Raw genomic sequence first — 18824 nt, 5'->3', positions numbered from 1 at the left:
ATGTCCCAACAATACGTCTATTCTATGCTGCGCGTGAGCAAGGTTGTGCCGCCGCAAAAAACCATTATTAAAGACATTTCCCTTTCATTTTTCCCCGGTGCAAAAATCGGTTTGCTCGGTTTGAACGGTGCGGGTAAATCTACTGTACTGCGGATTATGGCGGGCGTGGATAAAGAATTTGAGGGCGAAGCCGTGCCGATGGGCGGCATTAAAATCGGCTACCTGCCGCAAGAGCCTGAGCTTGATCCTGAGAAAACCGTGCGCGAGGAAGTGGAAAGCGGTTTGGGCGAAGTAGCTGCTGCGCAGAAACGCTTGGAAGAAGTGTATGCCGAGTATGCCAATCCTGATGCGGATTTTGACGCATTGGCGGAAGAACAAGGCCGTTTGGAAGCGATTATTGCGGCGGGTTCGTCCACGGGCGGCGGTGCGGAACATGAATTGGAAATCGCCGCCGATGCGCTGCGCCTGCCGGAATGGGATGCCAAAATCGGCAATTTGTCCGGCGGTGAAAAACGCCGTGTGGCTTTGTGCAAACTCTTGTTGAGCAAGCCCGATATGCTTTTGCTGGACGAGCCGACCAACCACTTGGACGCGGAATCTGTCGAATGGCTGGAGCAATTCTTGGTACGCTTCCCAGGTACCGTGGTTGCGGTAACGCACGACCGCTACTTCTTGGACAACGCAGCCGAATGGATTTTGGAACTCGACCGCGGACACGGTATTCCATGGAAAGGCAATTACTCGTCTTGGCTGGAGCAGAAAGAAAAACGTTTGGAAAACGAGGCGAAATCCGAAGCTGCGCGCGTGAAAGCGATGAAGCAGGAATTGGAATGGGTGCGCCAAAATGCCAAAGGCCGCCAAGCCAAGTCCAAAGCGCGTTTGGCGCGTTTTGAAGAAATGAGCAACTACGAATACCAAAAACGCAATGAAACGCAGGAAATCTTTATCCCTGTTGCCGAGCGTTTGGGTAACGAAGTGATTGAATTTGTGAACGTTTCCAAATCGTTTGGCGATAAAGTGCTGATTGACGATTTGAGCTTCAAAGTACCTGCTGGCGCGATTGTCGGCATCATCGGCCCGAATGGCGCGGGTAAATCGACGCTGTTCAAAATGATTTCGGGCAAAGAGCAGCCTGATTCCGGCGAAGTGAAAATCGGGCAAACCGTGAAAATGAGCCTGATTGACCAAAGCCGTGAAGGTTTGCAAAACGACAAAACCGTGTTCGACAACATTGCCGAAGGTCGCGACATTTTGCAGGTTGGCCAGTTTGAAATTCCAGCCCGCCAATATTTGGGACGCTTCAACTTTAAAGGCAGCGACCAAAGCAAAATCGCAGGTCAATTGTCTGGCGGTGAACGCGGTCGTCTGCACTTGGCAAAAACTTTGTTGAGTGGCGGCAATGTGTTGCTGCTAGACGAACCGTCCAACGACCTTGACGTGGAAACCCTGCGCGCGCTGGAAGATGCATTGCTGGAATTTGCCGGCAGCGTGATGGTGATTTCGCACGACCGCTGGTTCCTCGACCGTATCGCTACGCATATCTTGGCTTGTGAAGGCGACTCTAAATGGGTGTTCTTTGACGGCAACTATCAGGAATACGAAGCCGATAAGAAACGCCGTTTGGGCGAAGAGGGCGCAAAACCGAAACGTATCCGTTACAAACCGGTAACACGTTAATTAGGTTTGAACCAAAAGGCCGTCTGAAACTTTTAATGTTTCAGACGGCCTTTTATTTTTGATGTTTATGATTGTTTTCTTAATTGCGGATGGTTTTCCAATGTATCAATGATGATTTCAATCATGCGTGGAGCAGTTTGCGCCAAATCGAAGCCTTGACCTGAGGAAAGCCAGCGCCAAATCAAGCCGTCTAATGAAGACTTGATGAAGATGACCGCCATATCGATATCTAAATTATCCGCCAACGCTTTTTGTTGTATTGCGTCGGTCAGGACGGCAACAATTTTTTCACGCCATAGTGATTGGTGTTTTTTAGCGATGGCAATGACCGCCTCATTTTGCTCGGTGTGTTCGCATTTTAGAAATAAAATGCTGTGGAATTTGTAGTGAAGATCGTTGTGTTGCAGGCGCTCAAAAAAACGGGTCAGGGTTAGTCGGAAGCTTGACCAAGCCTGTTCGTTATTGTTGTTCGAGTCTTCTTTTATGCAGCTTTCGATGTCGTCGCAAATCCGTTGAAACAAGGCGTCAAACAAATCTTCTTTGTTTTTGAAATGCCAATACAGCGCGCCGCGCGTTACGCCTGCGGCTTGGGCGATTTCGTTGAGTGAGGTGCGGGCAATGCCTTTCTGATAAAACGTATCCAATGCGGCAAGCATGAGATATTCTTTGGTTTTTAAGGCTTCGGTTTTGGTTCTTCTCATGGTTTTTTTGTAGGAAATGTAAATTTATGGTTCGGATTATAAAAAATTACTTCTGAACATGCAAGAATGTATGTATAATTCGATTCAATACTTGATAGTGTTTCTCAGCACTATATAATATAATCAGCCTGTTTTTTTATAAAAGCAGGCAATTTCTGTTTGTGAAATATGAGATTAAAGTAATCAATTTTTAATTAGTCAAACCCTTATTTATCATAGAGATAGGAAAATTATGGCTCTTTATGCTTCTAAAATGATGCGTGTCGCGGCAATTGCAGCAGCTACTGCGTTGGCGCTTTCCGCTTGCGGCAAAGGCGATGAAAAAGCAGCCGGCCAACAGGCGCAAGGCAGTCAGCAACAGCAAAAACAACCTGCGCCTGAAGTCCGTGTGGTTACTGTGCATCCGGAAACCGTTGCATTGACAACCGAATTGCCGGGCCGTCTGGAATCGTTGCGTACTGCCGAAGTTCGCGCCCAAGTCGGCGGTATTCTGCAAAAACGCCTGTTCCAAGAGGGCAGCTATGTGCAAGCCGGTCAGCCTTTGTACCAAATCGACAGCTCAACTTATGAAGCAAACTTAGAAAGCGCACGCGCCCAGTTGGCGAGTGCGCAAGCGACTTTGGCCAAAGCGAATGCCGACCTGGCTCGCTACAAACCGTTGGTTGCCGCCGATGCCATCAGCCAACAAGAATACGATGCGGCCGTAACGGCCAAGCGTTCAGCAGAGGCAGGCGTCAAATCTGCACAAGCAGCCATCAAATCTGCCGGTATCAGCCTGAACCGCTCCCGCATTACTGCGCCGATTTCCGGCTTTATCGGTCAATCTAAAGTTTCTGAAGGTACGCTGTTGAATGCCGGCGATACCACTGTTTTGGCCACCATCCAACAAACCAATCCGATGTATGTCAACGTTACCCAATCTGCCAGTGAGGTTATGAAACTGCGTCAACAGGTTGCCGAAGGCAAATTGTTGGCGGCAAACGGCGCGATTGCAGTGGACATCAAATTTGACGACGGTACGGTTTACCCTGAAAAAGGCCGTCTGCTGTTTGCAGATCCGACTGTCAACGAAACGACCGGTCAAATTACCTTGCGCGCCGCCATTCCTAACGACAGAAATATCTTGATGCCGGGCTTGTATGTGCGCGTGTTGATGGAACAAGTGGCTGTGGATAATGCATTTGTAGTGCCGCAACAAGCAGTTAGCCGCGGTACAAAAGATACTGTGATGGTGGTAAATGACAAGAGCGAAATGGAAGCGCGTGTCGTGACCGTTGCCCAACAGCAAGGTAGCAATTGGGTGATTACAGACGGCCTGAAAGACGGCGACAAAGTGATTGTTGAAGGCATCAGCATTGCCGCTATGTCGGGTGCTAAACAGGTAACGCCGAAAGAATGGACGCCGCCTGCAAGCGCTGCGGCAGCAACACCGGCAGTTTCAGACGGCCAAGCTGCATCCGAGGCCAAGCCTGAAGCTAAAGCTGCATCTGAAGCCAAATAAGGAACGCGTGAATGTCTAAGTTTTTTATTGACCGCCCCATCTTTGCATGGGTTATTGCGATTTTTATCATCGCAGCGGGTATTTTCGGCATTCAAAAACTGCCGATTTCCCAATATCCGTCCGTTGCTGCACCGACTATTACTTTGCGCGCTACTTATCCGGGCGCTTCGGCTCAGGTAATGGAAGACAGCGTACTGGCCGTTATCGAACGTAATATGTACGGTGTGGAAGGTTTGGACTATATGACGACTTCTGCCAATTCCAGTGGCAGCGGCAGCGTCAGTCTGACGTTTACACCGGAAACCAATGAAGATTTGGCGCAGGTAGACGTGCAGAACAAATTGTCGGAAGTGTTGTCCACATTGCCCTCTACCGTACAGCAATATGGTGTAACCGTATCTAAAGCGCGTTCCAACTTCTTGCAAGTGGTCATGCTTTCTTCTGAAAAGCAATCCATTGAGGAAATGAACGATTACGCCCAGCGCAATATCATTCCTGAACTGCAGCGTATCGACGGGGTAGGGCAGGTACAATTGTTTGGTGCGCAACGCGCCATGCGTATTTGGGTTGACCCGAAAAAACTGCAAAACTACAACTTGTCTTTTGCAACGGTAACCAACGCACTGGCTACTCAAAATATTCAAATTTCTGCAGGCTCTATCGGTTCTTTGCCGGCGGCTGCAGGTCAGACTATTTCAGCAACTGTGACGGCTCAAGGTCAGCTGAGCACTGCTGAAGAGTTTGGCAACATCATTTTGGTATCCAATACCGATGGTTCTAATGTCTATCTGAAAGACGTTGCCAAAGTCAGCTTGGGTATGCAGGACTATTCTACTTCCACACGTTTGAACGGCGTGAATACCACCGGTATGGCAGTGATGCTGTCCAACAGCGGTAACGCTTTGGCAACGGCGACTGCCGTGAAAGAAAAAATGGCGGTTTTGCAGAAGTATTTTCCAGACGGCATGAGCTGGAAAATTCCTTACGATACTTCCAAATTCGTGGATATTTCGATTGAGAAAGTGATCCATACGCTTCTGGAAGCCATCGTATTGGTATTCTTGGTGATGTATCTCTTCCTGCAAAACATCCGCTATACGTTGATTCCGACCATTGTTGTACCGATTTCCCTGTTGGGCGGTTTTGCCTTTATCTCATACATGGGTATGTCGATTAACGTATTGACCATGTTTGCGATGGTATTGGTAATTGGTATTGTGGTCGATGATGCGATTGTGGTCGTTGAAAACGTTGAGCATATTATGGCGAGCGAAGGTCTGCCGCCTAAGGCTGCAACCAAAAAAGCGATGAGTCAGATTTCCGGCGCGGTGATCGGTATTACTGCCGTGTTGATGTCCGTATTTGTGCCGCTGGCAATGTTTAGCGGTGCAACCGGTAACATTTACAAACAGTTTGCCCTGACCATGGTGGCATCGATCGGCTTCTCCGCATTCCTTGCTTTGACGCTGACTCCGGCATTGTGTGCCACCATGCTCAAGCCGATTCAGAAGGGTCATCACGAAGAGAAAAAAGGTTTCTTCGGTTGGTTTAACAAGAAATTCGACAACTGGACACACGGCTACGAAGGCTGGGTAGCCAAAGTCTTGCGCAAGACTTTGCGCATGATGGTTGTCTATATCGGTTTGACTGTTGTGGGCGTATTCCTGTTTATGCGTCTGCCGACTTCCTTCTTGCCGACTGAAGACCAAGGTAACTTGATGTTGAGCGTACAGCTGCCTGCCGGCGCGACCAAAGAGCGTACCGATGCAACTTTGGCTCAAATCACTCAACTGGCGAAATCTGTACCTGAGATCGAGAACATTGTTACCGTTTCCGGCTTTAGTTTTAGCGGTTCCGGCCAAAACATGGCTTTGGGCTTTGTCATTCTGAAAGACTGGAGCGAACGTACTGCTCCGGGCAGCGATGCGACTTCTATTTCCGGTAAGTTGACCGGCATGATGATGGCTACGCTGAAAGACGGTTTCGGTTTGGCGATTGTGCCTCCTGCCATTATGGAATTGGGTACAGGCTCCGGCTTGACGATTTACCTGCAAGACCGTAACAACAGCGGCCATGCCGCATTATTGGCCAAGCGCAATGAGTTGATTGACAAAATGCGCAAAAGCGGTTTGTTTAACCCAAGTACCGTTCGTGCGAGCGGTTTGGAAGATGCGCCGCAGTTGAAAATCGACATCGACCGCTCTGCCGCAGCAGCACAAGGTATTTCGTTCTCTGACATCCGTACTGCTTTGGCTTCTGCTTTGGGTTCGTCTTATGTAAACGACTTCCCGAATCAAGGCCGTCTGCAACGCGTGATGGTACAAGCTGATGCGAGTGCCCGTATGCAGCCTGCCGATATTCTGAACCTGACTGTACCGAATAAATCCGGCGTTGCCGTACCGCTTTCTACCATTGCTACTGTTTCTTGGGAAAACGGTATGGAACAAAGCGTCCGCTTCAATGGTTATCCGGCAATGGAGCTTTCCGGCTCGCCTGTTAATGGCGTGTCTTCCGGTCAAGCCATGGCTGCGGTACAGCAAATGGTTGATGACATGGGTGGCGGTTACAGCCTGGAATGGGGCGGCCAGTCTCGTGAAGAGGCCAAAGGCAGCTCGCAAACTGTCGTGTTGTATGCATTGGCCGCTGCCGCTGTATTCTTGGTATTGGCTGCTTTGTACGAAAGCTGGTCTATCCCGTTGGCGGTTATCCTTGTGATTCCGTTGGGCTTGATTGGCGCGGCATTGGGCGTGACCGGCCGCAACATGTTTGAAGCGCTGCTGGGCAGTATTCCGGCATACGCCAACGATATCTACTTCCAAGTCGGTTTCGTTACGGTGATGGGTTTGAGTGCGAAAAACGCGATTTTGATTATCGAGTTTGCCAAAGACCTGCAAGCGCAAGGCAAGAGCGCGCTTGAAGCTGCGCTTGCCGCCGCACACTTGCGTTTCCGTCCGATTATCATGACTTCGTTTGCCTTCATCTTGGGCGTGGTACCACTCTATGTTGCCAGCGGTGCCAGCTCCGCCAGCCAACGTGCGATTGGTACGACCGTGGTCTGGGGTATGTTGATCGGTACGATTCTGTCTGTGTTCCTTGTGCCTTTGTTCTATGTGGTTGTGCGCAAATTCTTTAAAGAAACCGCACACGAGCATGAGATGGCCGCCAAACACGCCGCTGAAGCCGGCATGATTGAAGACGGTAAACAAGATTCAGACAAGCACTAAAGCAAAGGCCGTCTGAAAAATTTTCAGACGGCCTCAAAATGCTAAAGGATTCTAAAATGAAGAAGATTACATTCAAACCTGTACTGACCGCCGTTGCCGCCGCCGTGGCTTTGTCGGCCTGTACCATGATGCCGAAATATGAGCAGCCTCAAGTTGCCGTGGCCGATACGTTTAAATACGACACTGTTGACGACGGTATCCGTGCAGCCGAATTGGGTTGGCAAGATTACTTTGCCGATCCTCGCCTTCACCGCCTGATCGACATCGCATTGGAACGCAATACCGATTTGCGTACAGCCGCGCTGAATGCGGAAATCTACCGCAAGCAATACATGATTGCGCGTAATAATTTGTTGCCAACCGTCAATGCCAGCGGTACAGGTTCGCGTCAAGGCAGTTTGAGTGGCGGCAGCGTTAGCAGCCAATACAGCGTGGGTTTGGGCGCAGCCTCTTATGAGCTTGACCTCTTCGGCCGTGTCCGCAGCACCAGCGAAGCCGCGTTGCAAGGTTATTTTAATGTGGCCGCAAACCGCGATGCCGCCCATCTGGCCTTGATTTCTACCGTGGCCAAAGCCTACTTTAACGAGCGCTACGCCGAAGAAGCCATGGCATTGGCACAACGCGTGTTGCAAACCCGTGAAGCGACTTACAAGCTCTCGCAATTGCGCCATAAGGCCGGCGTGATTTCCGCCGTTGATTTGCGCCAACAGGAAGCGCTGATCGAATCGGCCAAAGCTGATTACGCATCCGCGGTAAAGAACCGCGAGCAAGCGCGCAATTCTTTGGCTATGTTGATTAATCAACCTTTACCCGAAGACTTGCCTGCCGGTCTGCCTTTGAGTAAACAGTTCAAAATCACTAAACTGCCTGCCGGTTTGAGTTCGGACGTGTTGCTCAACCGTCCGGATATCCGTGCGGCCGAACACGCGCTCAAACAAGCTAATGCCAATATCGGTGCGGCACGTGCGGCGTTTTTCCCACGTATCAGCCTGACCGGTTCTGTCGGTACCGCTTCCGGCGAGCTGAGCGGTCTGTTTAAGAGCGGTACGGGTATTTGGGCTTTTGCACCGTCAATCACGCTGCCTATCTTTGACTGGGGCACAAACAAAGCCAATCTTGACGTAGCCAAACTGCGCCAACAGGCACAAATCGTTGCTTATGAAGCCGCTGTTCAATCCGCATTCAAAGACGTTTCCAATGCGTTGGTTGCGCGCGAACAGCTGGATAAAAGCTATGCCGCTTTGAGCAAACAAAGCCGTGCCTACAACGACAGCCTGCGCCTCATCAGCCTACGCTACAAACATGGCGTATCCAGTGCATTGGATTTGCTGGACGCCGAGCGCAGCAGTTACGGCGCAGAAACTGCTCTTTTGGCCAATCAGTTGACCCGTTTGGAAAACCTTGCCGACTTGTATAAAGCACTTGGCGGTGGTTTGAAACGAGAGACCAAAGCTGCTGAATAAGTATTTGCTAAGATTAAAAGGCCGTCTGAAACATTTGGATTTCAGACGGCCTTTTTGTTATGCCGCAATTCTAAGCTTTTAATTTCTCGCTTAAAGAACCGACATAGGCTGCGCGTTCGTTACGGCTGAGTTCGGGCTGGTGTGTGTTGAGCGAAGACCATTTGCGGTTGCTACGCGCTTTGTTGAGTTCGCTTGGCAATTTGGCCGCATTCCATGGCGCTTTGCGTTCTTTTAGCTCGATATGCGACTGAGCCGCATGGCCGCGCGTTTGCAAGACGTGCAACAAATCCAGTGCGCGTGCGGCGAGCAGGGTAAGGGTTTCCGGATCGGTATGCAGGGTTTGCCTGCCGTTGATTTTGTCGGTGATGTCTTGGGCATTGGGCAAAATGCCGCCCAACAGGCCGCCGATGGCCGTACCCAAACCAAGTGAGCCGCCAAGCGTGGCAATATCCAAGCCTAAGCCGATGAGTGCACCTGCGGTTGCGCCGGTACCGGTACGGATGCCGTAATGTTTGAGCAATTCGCTGTCAAACGGATCTTGTTTGAAGGCTTTGGGCATCCATGTGCTGTCGCTGCCGACTTCGTCGTGATAGAAGCGGTAAAGTGTGAACAGGCGTTGTTGCATTTGCCGCTCAAGTTGGCGGATTTCCGATTGCATGACTTCCAAAGTCGGGGCAGGGTCGTCGTTTTCGGCAATTTCTTGGGTAAATGCGGCGGCATCCAGCAGAAAATCGGCAATTTCACGGCGCGCTTCCGTATCCAGCAGTTGCCACTCGCGACGGCGCATATTGATGAGGCGGTCGAGGATGTCGCGCTTGGGTAACATGGTGGCAAGGTTGTCCCACAATCGGATTTCGCCTTCAAAGTCGAAGGCAACGGTATCGAAACCGGCGTAAACATGCAGGTTTCTGCGGGCGAGCATATTGGTCCAAGCGGTCAGGTCTTGATTTTGGGTGAAGTTGAACACGGGCATGATGGGCTTGGCGCACCAAGACAAAATAGTCAGCTCGTCTTTGTATTTGTCGAGGACGGGTTCCCGCGCATCGATGACGTACATGGCCATATCGCTTTGCATGACTTGGCGCAGAACTTTGGCCTCTTGGTTAAACTCGTGATGCGATTCATGGCTGTTGAGGAATTGCTGGATGCGCTCAATGCCGTCATCGCGTGCGGATGTATGGGTTTCCAGCCAGTCCAACACGCCGCCGGCATCTTCAAGGCCGGGTGTGTCGTAGAGATAAACCAGGCTGTCGTCGCCGTCGTTGATAAGGGCTTCTTCGACATGGCGCGTGGTGGAGGGCGCGTTTTTCACTTCGCCGAAGGTGCTGTCGCGCAAAAGCGTACGTAAGAGCGAGGTTTTGCCTGTGTTAGTATGGCCGACGACGGCAAGGGAAAGTGGGGTGGTCATGGTTGTGGGTTGGGTTGATATGGACTATGAATGTGTGAGTATGGAGCCGTTTATCTTTAGTGGCAATATATGTTTCAGACGGCCCTAAATTCTTTTTATATATGGGCGAAAATAGCAAGAAAAAGAGGGGAATAGTGGATTTGTTGTTTTTTAGCAAAATACTTGAAAATAGATGGGAAAACAGTTGACAGGAGGGTAGAAGGCTAGGATAATTCGCGCCGTTGAGTTGCTTGATGCAGCTTGATTTTTCTCCTCTATTTCTCCTTTGTAGACTTGGCGCATATCAAAACGGTATGCGCATTTTTTTATCTACATTGAAACATGATTACATTTAAGATCTGTTAATTGAATAATTAAGAAACTTTACAAGAAAAATACTTGCGCGGTTGAATATCTTGTTGCATAATTCGTTTCGTTAGCTGGTTCGAGTAGTCAGTTAATAGTTTCTCCTCTATTTCTCCTTTGTAGACTTGGCACACATTCTGTCGGATGTGTGCATTTTTTTTGCCTATTTAAAATAAAGGCCGTCTGAATGTTGTAATCTTTCAGACGGCCTTTGTTTGTTGAATAGAATTAGATGTCTAATACTACTTCTTCTTTGACTTCTTCCATGACAACATAGCTGCGGCTTTCGGAAGCAGCCGGCAGTTGCAGCAGGATATTGCCGAGCATATCGCGATAGGCGGACATATTGGGCAGGCGGACTTTGATAAGGTAGTCGTATTCGCCGGATACTAAGTGGCATTCCAGAATTTGCGGAATCTTCAGCACTTCGCGTTTGAAGTCTTCAAAAATATTGCCGGATTTGGAACGCAGTTTCAGCTCGACAAAGACCAAGAGGCTTTGGCCTAAAGCATGAGGATTCAGATGGGCGTGATAGCCGGTAATGAGGTTGTCGCGTTCCAAGCGGCGGACGCGTTCGGTTACTGGCGTAGTGGAGAGGCCGACTTTTTCAGCCAATTCAGTCATGGGGATACGTGCATTTTGTTGTAGGAGCTTGAGGATTTTTAAGTCGGTTTTGTCGAGTTCTTTCATGGCCTTGATGTCTGTCGTTTTCATTTGGATTGAATCATAACCTTAAAACAGGCTGAGAAGAAGCATAAATGCCTAAAGGTGCGCATGAGTTCTAAAATATGAATAGATTATTCTTGTGTATTTCATGGAATCCTGTGTAGTTTTTGACCTATAATATTTACTTCAAAGTAATAGGGCAGGCCGTCTGAAACGGAATGCCGATAAGAGGAATACATTATGCGTCCGCTCAATGCGCAAATCCGTTTGGATAATTTACGTCAAAATTATCGTTTTCTCAAAGAGTTGCATGGCAATAAATTGTTGGCCGTGATTAAGGCCGATGCTTACGGGCATGGTGCGGTCAGATGTGCACACGCGTTGGCGGATATTGCCGACGGCTTTGCGGTGGCAACGGTAGATGAAGGCGTGGAATTGCGTCAAAACGGCATTAAAAATCCGATTGTTTTGTTGGAAGGCGTGTTTGAGGCTGCGGAATATGCGGATGTTGACCGTTATGATTTGTGGCCGGCAATCGGTAGCCAATGGCAGTTGGAGGCGTTTGTGCATCATGAGTGGCAACGTCCGACGACCGTATGGCTGAAAATGGACTCGGGTATGCACCGTGCCGGTTTCTTTCCGCATAACTATGCCGCCGCCTATACTGCATTGAAACAATCCGAATCGGTTGAAAACATTGTGAAATTCAGCCATTTTGCCTGCGCGGATGAGCCGGAAAACGGTATGACCGAAATGCAGCTTGAAGCGTTTGATTTGGCCTGTGAGGGTTTGGAAGGCGAGGAGAGCCTGGCCAATTCCGCCGCGATTTTGAACGTGCCTGAAGCGCGCCGCGATTGGGGACGTGCCGGTCTGGCCTTGTATGGTATTTCGCCTTTCGGCGGCGTGGATGAGCGTTTGAAACCTGTTATGCGTCTGACTTCCCGCGTTTTCGGCGAACGCGTGTTGCAACCGCATTCTCCGATTGGTTACGGCGCAACGTTCTACACCAGCAAATCCACCCGTGTCGGTTTGATTGCCTGCGGCTATGCCGACGGTTATCCGCGTCGCGCTTCCACTAATTCTCCGGTCTCCATCGATGGCAAACGCAGCCGCATTATCGGCAGGGTGTCTATGGATATGATTACGGTTGAGCTGGAAGCCTCAAAAGAGGGCTTGGGCGCGGAAGTCGAGCTTTGGGGCGATGTGATTAATATTAATGAAGTTGCCGAAGTGGCCGGTATGATTCCGTACGAAATCCTCTGCAATATTAAACGTGCGAAGTTTACTTATATCGAGTAGGTAGTCAAAAATCAGGCCGTCTGAAATGTGTTTTCAGACGGCCTTTTTGTTATCTGCAATTAAAACGATTCGTCAGCGCGTAAATAACGCCATTTGCCCGGCGGCAGTCTGCCGAGTTTGACTTTGCCCATGCGGATGCGTTTCAAGCCGACAACGCGCAGGCCGACCAGCTCGCACATGCGGCGGATTTGGCGTTTTTTGCCTTGTCGCAAAATAAAGCGCAACTGGTCTTCGTTTTGCCATTCGACTTTGGCGGGGCGCAATTTTTCTCCGTCCAAACTCAAGCCGTGGTTGAGTAGGGCGAGGCCTTTGTCGTCCAGTTTGCCGCGGACGCGGACGAGGTATTCTTTTTCGCTGCTGCTGTTTTCGCCAATCAGTTGTTTGGCAATGCGGCCGTCCTGGGTGAGTACCAACAATCCTACAGAGTCGATGTCCAGGCGGCCGGCAGGGGCCAAACCGAATTTGTGCTTTTCACTGAAAGGGATACGGCTGTCGTCGCCTTCCCAATGGTTGTCGGCGGTAATGAGTTCGGCTGCGGATTTATAGCCTTTTTCTGCCTGCGCGCTGACGTAGCCGACGGGTTTGTTCAGCAGGATGGTTACGCGTGCTGCTTGTTTTTCATGGGCTTGTTTGTTGAGGTCGATGCGGTCGCGCTCGGTGACTTTTTGACCGAGTACAGCGGTTTGGCCGTTGACTTTGACCCAGCCTTGCTCGATGTAGCTGTCTGCCTCGCGGCGAGAGCATAAGCCTAATTGTGCCATGCGTTTGGAGAGGCGCATGGTTTCGGAATCGTTGTTTTGCATGGTATGGCAATATAGAGAAATGGGAATGTCGGATTATAGCATTGACTGTTTGTCAGGCCGTCTGAAAACTGAATTTTTGGGTTTTCAGACGGCCTTTCGTTTGTTATATGTTAAGGAATATTTAGTTTTGAAGTAAAAAATGAAGGGTATATTGTCTGTTTGTGTTAACCTTACGGACGAACTAATCATTTTGTTTTCAGTCGAATTTGGGTTGAAATGACATTTCACTCATGAAATCATGAAGACTATAATGACTGGTCTTTCTGAAGCGCATTAAGGCAGTTTGTCGCTAAAGCAAGCCTTGGTGCATCACGTTTTAAGGATAAATCAATGAAATCGCTCAAATCATTTTTGATCTGGGGCATTGTGGTTTTGGTAGGCTTGGCCTCCTTTACTACTTTAGCTCTCAGCCGTGGCGAGCAAGTCAGTGCGATTTGGATGGTTACGGCCGCCATTTCGGTATACTGCATTGCCTACCGTTTCTACAGTCTTTACATTGCCAACCGTGTGATGCAGCTTGATCCTAACCGTCTGACTCCGGCAGAACGCCACAATGACGGCTTGGACTATGTTCCCACACATAAAGGCGTACTGTTCGGCCACCACTTTGCCGCTATTGCCGGCGCAGGCCCTCTGGTTGGTCCTGTATTGGCAGCGCAAATGGGTTATCTGCCCGGTACTTTGTGGATTATCTTCGGCGTGGTATTTGCCGGTGCCGTACAGGATATGATGGTACTATTTGTTTCTATGCGCCGTGACGGTAAGTCTTTGGGCGATATCGTGAAACAAGAACTCGGTACCGTTCCCGGCGTGATTGCATCCATTGGTATTTTGATGATTATGGTCATCATTATGGCGGTGTTGGCGCTGATTGTTGTGAAAGCATTGGTTCACAGCCCTTGGGGTACGTTCACCATCGCAGCGACTATGCCGATTGCTCTGTTTATGGGTATTTACACCCGTTATATCCGTCCGGGCAAAATCGGCGAGATTTCCATCGTCGGCTTTATTTTGCTGATGTTGGCCGTGATTTACGGTGAAGATGTTGCCCACAGCTCCTTCGGTCACTGGTTCGACCTTGACGGCATTCAGCTGACTTGGGCGATTATGATTTACGGTTTCGTGGCTTCCGTATTGCCGGTTTGGCTCTTGCTGACTCCGCGCGACTATCTGTCTACCTTCCTGAAAATCGGTACGATTGCAGCTTTGGCTTTGGGTATCGTTATTGTTAACCCGACTCTGCAAATGCCTGCAGTTACCCACTTTATCGATGGTTCAGGCCCGGTATTCTCTGGTGCATTGTTCCCATTCTTGTTCATTACCATTGCTTGTGGTGCAGTTTCAGGCTTCCATGCGCTGATTTCTTCAGGTACCACTCCAAAAATGGTGGAAAACGAAACCCACGTCCGCATGATCGGTTACGGCGGCATGATTATGGAAAGCTTTGTGGCTATTATGGCGCTGGCTGCCGCCGCTTCGCTTGAGCCAGGCGTGTACTTTGCGATGAACAGCCCGGCCGCGCTGATTGGTACAGATGCCAACACAGCTGCCGAAGTCATCACCACTAAACTGAATTTCTCTGTTGATGCCGCAACCCTGTTGCACACTGCTAAAGAAGTGGGCGAAAACACCATTCTATCCCGCGCAGGCGGTGCACCAACCCTCGCAGTCGGTATGGCACACATCATGAGCCGTCTGATTCCGGGCGAAGCCATGATGGCGTTCTGGTATCACTTTGCCTTGCTGTTTGAAGCCTTGTTCATCCTGACCGCAGTTGACGCCGGTACACGCGTTGCCCGTTTCATGATTCAAGACTTGGGCAGTATCTTCTACAAACCATTCGGTAACACCGACTCAATCCCTGCCAACTTGGTTGCCACATTCTTTGCTGTGGCATTGTGGGGTTACTTCCTCTATACCGGCGTAACCGACCCTCTGGGCGGTATTAACTCGCTCTGGCCGTTGTTTGGTATCGCCAACCAAATGCTTGCAGGCGTAGCGTTGATTATGTGTACCGTCGTATTGGTGAAAATGAAACGCGACCGCTATGTTTGGGTAACTTTGGTTCCTGCTGTCGGCGTATTGTTCGTAACCTGCTATGCCGGTTTGCAAAAACTGTTCCACAGCGACCCGCGCGTCAGCTTCTTGGCTCACGCAGGCAAATACCGCGATGCCTTGGCTTCAGGCGAAGTCCTCGCTCCTGCTAAAGACATTGGCGAAATGTCACAAATCATCTTCAACGACCAAATCAATGCCGGTTTGACCGCTTTGTTCTTGGCAGTTGTCGTGATTGTCGCCGTGTACGGTTTCCGTACTGCCATGAAAGCCCGCAAAGTCGGTTGGCCAACTGCTAAAGAAATTCCGGCAGTGTACCGCGACGGTAAACAGCCGGAGACTCAAAGTGAAGCATAAGCTCGCATCTTGGTGGAAAACCATCAAGTTGACAGCGAACTTGATGGCCGGTGTCCCGGATTATGAAAACTACGTTGCCCGCCAGCGCAAACATAATCCCAACGCGCCGGTCATGACCGAGCTGCAATTCCAAGACTACTGCCGCAAACGCCGTTGCGGCGGCAACGGCGGACGCTGTTGTTAATGAAGGCATAAAAAGGCCGTCTGAAAATATTTTCAGACGGCCTTTCATTATGGAATATCAATAAAAATCAAAAACTTTGTCTTGTCATCAATATTTAATCGAACAACTTGCCAATATTTACTCTTCTTCGAGCAGGACCAGCGGACGCTGTATTTTTCTGAGTTCTTCCACCTCGTCCAACAGCCGCATAATCAGCCCCAATGCAGGAATGCCGGCCTCAAAATCACGGCTTAAGCGTTGTGCGCGACGGATGCGGGCAAGATGAAAACCACTGAAGGTGCTTTTTTCGGGCACTCCATCTATGCTGATGATGTCTTCTGCTATAAGTTCCAACAGCCAATCACGACGGCAGCGGCTGGCGGCAACGATTTCTTCAAAAGTAAGGGTAACATCGGAGGACTGAATCATAATTTATCCTTTCTCTTATGCTTGTTTCGCGGCAAAGTGTTCGGCCAATTTTTCCCATGCGGCACGGTCGGCTTCGCTCTCTACTGGCGGAACATTAATGCGGATATTGAGATAAAGGTCTCCGGCTTCTTTTGCAGGAATACCTTTGCCTTTGAGGCGGATGCTTTTACCGCTTTGGCTGTTGGCAGGCAGATTGACCTGCAAGCGGCCTGAAGCGGTAGGGACGATGATTTTGCCGCCCAATACGGCTTCCCAAGGTTTGACATCTATTGTTTGATATACGTCTTTCCTGTTTTTGACGTATAAATCAGGTTGGTCGTGGAACTTGATTTTTAAGTACAAGTCACCGTTTTCTCCACCGTTATATCCCGGCAAACCTTGACCGGCCAAACGGATTTGTTGGCCTTCTGCAATGCCTTTGGGGATTTTGACGTTGAGGGTTTTATTTTGATAAACCGCACGTCCGTATTCGTCTAGAGTCGGCACATTCAAAGTCATGCTACGTTCTGCGCCAACATACGCTGCGTAAATATCAATACTCAATTCAGCATGTTGATCCTCGCCTTTTATTGGGCCGCGGGGTTGCTCGGAACGAGTGTGGGATTGACGGAATGATGAAAACAGATCTTCAAAATTGAAGTCTCCCGCTCCGAACGGTTCGCCTTCATGACGTTCATAGTGGAAGCCGCCACCGTTAAATCCATTGCCAAACGGATTGCCGCCTTGACCGAACGGATTGCCTCCGGCGCTGCGTCCGTAAGGATTAGCCAACATTTCATCGTATTCGGCCCGCTTTTCTTTATCGGAAAGCGTTTCGTAGGCACGGTTGATTTCTACCGTACGTTCGGCTGCGTCAGGTTCTTTGCTGACATCGGGGTGGTATTTGCGCACCAGTTTTCGGTAGGCTTTTTTGATTTCGGCCTCATCCGCATCTTTGGCAACGCCTAGTATTTCATAATAGTTTTTTTCTGCCATGTTATTCCTTTGACTGCTAATATACAAAATTCTTATAGTTTTAATAATTGAGGGTAGATATTCTAAAATCAAGGGCGTTGGAAATAAAATTCTCTATTTCTGACAATGATTAATGGGTAATTTATTTCTTTGTTTTTAGAGAAATAGAAAATATAAAGGCCGTCTGAAATACGGTTTTTCAGACGGCCTTTATCAAATTGGGGTTTTATTTGTCTTGAGCATTTTTTTGTTCGCGAACCACCCATTGGGCAATATCTGAACCCAATACTTTAGAAGTGCGGTTCAAGACGGCGCAAGAGCTTTTATAAGCGCCAAACATGCCACCGGAAGAGTTGCGGGTAAAGGTTTTTTTATTAACTTGTTTGCCGTCAACATACAAAGTGGCTGAAACCGCCATCCCTTTGGCGTGACCGATAAAGGCATTGCCTGCACTCATGGCGGAAGTGATAGCGATATCTGCGTATGTGCCTTGTTTTTTACCGTCACGGACAACCGTTACATCGCTTTTGGCTGCAGTTTCTTGCAAGGATTTGGACATAATGCTGCCCACTTCTAAACACTCGGAAACAATACGGGTATCGATTTCTTCTTTATCGCGGTAAGGAATGCTTTCATCAATATGGACATCTGCGCTGGCAAATGCAGAAGCAAACAAGAATGCGGTTGCAAGGATGCGGTTAGGAGACATAGTAGGGTAACTAAAATAGAATGTTAAAAAGAGTTGTCATTGTATAACGGCATTTTCACTCAATCAACATAAGTTAATTTGGTAAATACTTTTTTGAAATGGGTGTTATGGTAAGACAAATTAAAAGGCCGTCTGAAATAATTTTGTTTCAGACGGCCTTTTGATTGAGGTATTAATTTGTTCTGGTCAAATAAGGCAGGGGATCGACTGCTTTGCCGTTTAGACGTACTTCAAAATGAAGTTTGACGCTGTCTGAATCGCTGCTGCCCATGGTGGCGATAACTTGGCCTGCTTGGACTTTTTGATCTTTTTGTACCAAAAGCGTGTCGTTGTGGGCATAGGCGGTAATGGTGTAGTCATTGTGGCTGATCAAAATCAGCTTGCCGTAGCCGCGGACTTCTTCGCCAACGTAGATAACGGTACCGGCTGCGGCGGAACGGATTTGTTGGCCTTGTGTGCCTGCAATATCTATGCCTTTGCTGGTTGTGCCGTTGTAGCGTTGGATAATGGAGGATGAAGCGTTATCGGTCGGCCATTGCAGGTTCAATCGGTTGATCGGGGTAACGGCAGTGGTTTGGCGTTGCTGTGTTGCAGTGCTGCGTGAGGCAACATGACGGCGAACGCGTAATACTTGGCCGACCTCGATTTGTGAGGCGTTGGGAAGGTTATTCCAGGCAACCAGTGTGTTGACATTTTGTCCGTAGCGTTTGGCGATTTGGGTCAGGGTATCGCCAGGGCGGACTTTATAGTAGCCGTCAGGTACGGCGCGGTTGGAAGAGGTATTGTTGCCGGCGCAGGCTGCCAAGACGGTAATGGCGCTGATGAGTGCCAGACGTTTCAAGGCCGTCTGAAAGGTGGAAATAAAGTTTGTATTCATGGGATATTTCAAAATGTATCGTTATGCTGTATATGATAGATAGGAAGAGTGAGAAAAGGTTCACTCAAAAGGCATGGGGTAAAATACAGAAAGGCGGTATATTAACATTGAAAATTTGTGGATATGGCGGCATATTTTTTTATCATTTTGATGATAAAGGATTTTTTTATTAAGGTAAAAGAAAGTGAAAGTT

General features: G+C 49.0%; 15 protein-coding genes. 7 read left to right on the top strand and 8 right to left on the bottom strand.

The genetic code is table 11. From position 1 onward, the window contains the following. A complete protein-coding gene (gene ettA, locus ACTHTG_RS08160; RefSeq protein ID WP_107769254.1) occupies positions 1–1677 on the top strand; it encodes an energy-dependent translational throttle protein EttA in 1677 nt (558 codons plus the stop codon). A gap of 65 nt (positions 1678–1742) precedes the next feature. Here ettA and mtrR read toward each other — a convergent pair whose 3' ends face one another. Beyond that, positions 1743–2378 (bottom strand): multidrug efflux system transcriptional repressor MtrR, encoded by a 636-nt coding sequence (mtrR, locus tag ACTHTG_RS08155; RefSeq protein WP_308538418.1) that lies wholly within the window; start codon positions 2376–2378, stop codon positions 1743–1745. Between the two features lie 232 nt (positions 2379–2610). Here mtrR and ACTHTG_RS08150 point away from each other — a divergent pair, with 232 nt between their 5' ends. The 3 genes from ACTHTG_RS08150 to ACTHTG_RS08140 are packed head-to-tail and all read left to right on the top strand — an operon-like array spanning position 2611 to position 8566. Further along, the gene (locus ACTHTG_RS08150) at positions 2611–3879 is read left to right on the top strand and encodes an efflux RND transporter periplasmic adaptor subunit (RefSeq protein WP_440360623.1); all 1269 of its coding nucleotides are present in this window, start codon (positions 2611–2613) and stop codon (positions 3877–3879) included. Between the two features lie 11 nt (positions 3880–3890). Further along, complete coding sequence (locus ACTHTG_RS08145) at positions 3891–7103, top strand: efflux RND transporter permease subunit (RefSeq protein WP_049336203.1); 3213 nt, start codon at positions 3891–3893, stop codon at positions 7101–7103. Positions 7104–7159: 56 nt separating this feature from the next. Beyond that, positions 7160–8566: an efflux transporter outer membrane subunit gene (locus ACTHTG_RS08140; protein WP_107811059.1), complete on the top strand. Its 1407-nt coding sequence runs from the start codon at positions 7160–7162 to the stop codon at positions 8564–8566. 70 nt (positions 8567–8636) lie between these two features. On the opposite strand, the gene ACTHTG_RS08135 is transcribed toward ACTHTG_RS08140, so the two are convergent. Next, entirely contained in the window at positions 8637–9974 is a 1338-nt protein-coding gene (locus ACTHTG_RS08135) for a GTPase/DUF3482 domain-containing protein (RefSeq protein ID WP_049336199.1), read from the bottom strand. A 573-nt stretch (positions 9975–10547) separates the two neighbouring features. Continuing rightward, a complete protein-coding gene (locus ACTHTG_RS08130; RefSeq protein ID WP_079453694.1) occupies positions 10548–11009 on the bottom strand; it encodes a winged helix-turn-helix transcriptional regulator in 462 nt (153 codons plus the stop codon). 216 nt (positions 11010–11225) lie between these two features. Between ACTHTG_RS08130 and alr the strand changes: the two genes are divergently transcribed. Then, positions 11226–12284, top strand: coding sequence for an alanine racemase (gene alr / locus ACTHTG_RS08125; RefSeq protein WP_440360622.1), 1059 nt, complete (start codon positions 11226–11228; stop codon positions 12282–12284). A gap of 59 nt (positions 12285–12343) precedes the next feature. Here the strand turns inward: alr and ACTHTG_RS08120 are convergent, their stop codons facing one another. Beyond that, positions 12344–13087, bottom strand: coding sequence for a pseudouridine synthase (locus ACTHTG_RS08120; protein WP_036493902.1), 744 nt, complete (start codon positions 13085–13087; stop codon positions 12344–12346). Positions 13088–13417: 330 nt separating this feature from the next. Here ACTHTG_RS08120 and ACTHTG_RS08115 point away from each other — a divergent pair, with 330 nt between their 5' ends. Then, a complete protein-coding gene (locus tag ACTHTG_RS08115) occupies positions 13418–15499 on the top strand; it encodes a carbon starvation CstA family protein (protein ID WP_049336196.1) in 2082 nt (693 codons plus the stop codon). After that, positions 15489–15683 (top strand): YbdD/YjiX family protein, encoded by a 195-nt coding sequence (locus ACTHTG_RS08110; RefSeq protein ID WP_003747442.1) that lies wholly within the window; start codon positions 15489–15491, stop codon positions 15681–15683. The genes ACTHTG_RS08115 and ACTHTG_RS08110 overlap by 11 nt, the downstream gene beginning before the upstream one ends. 117 nt (positions 15684–15800) lie before the next feature. On the opposite strand, the gene ACTHTG_RS08105 is transcribed toward ACTHTG_RS08110, so the two are convergent. From ACTHTG_RS08105 to ACTHTG_RS08090, 4 genes are all read right to left on the bottom strand, one after another. Beyond that, complete coding sequence (locus ACTHTG_RS08105; RefSeq protein WP_049336193.1) at positions 15801–16091, bottom strand: chaperone modulator CbpM; 291 nt, start codon at positions 16089–16091, stop codon at positions 15801–15803. 15 nt (positions 16092–16106) lie between these two features. Beyond that, complete coding sequence (locus tag ACTHTG_RS08100) at positions 16107–17066, bottom strand: DnaJ C-terminal domain-containing protein (protein ID WP_063068882.1); 960 nt, start codon at positions 17064–17066, stop codon at positions 16107–16109. 205 nt (positions 17067–17271) lie between these two features. Continuing rightward, positions 17272–17754 (bottom strand): hypothetical protein, encoded by a 483-nt coding sequence (locus ACTHTG_RS08095; RefSeq protein ID WP_107738035.1) that lies wholly within the window; start codon positions 17752–17754, stop codon positions 17272–17274. Positions 17755–17926: 172 nt separating this feature from the next. After that, on the bottom strand, positions 17927–18631 hold the full coding sequence (locus ACTHTG_RS08090) for a peptidoglycan DD-metalloendopeptidase family protein (protein ID WP_440360621.1): 705 nt from the start codon (positions 18629–18631) through the stop codon (positions 17927–17929). Positions 18632–18824: the final 193 nt, after the last annotated feature.

Origin of the sequence: Neisseria sp. P0017.S009 (assembly GCF_051957375.1) — a bacterium.
Lineage (GTDB): Bacteria > Pseudomonadota > Gammaproteobacteria > Burkholderiales > Neisseriaceae > Neisseria > Neisseria perflava.
Note: the sequence above shows the minus strand (reverse complement) of the source record. Positions and strands in the feature narration are given on the sequence as shown.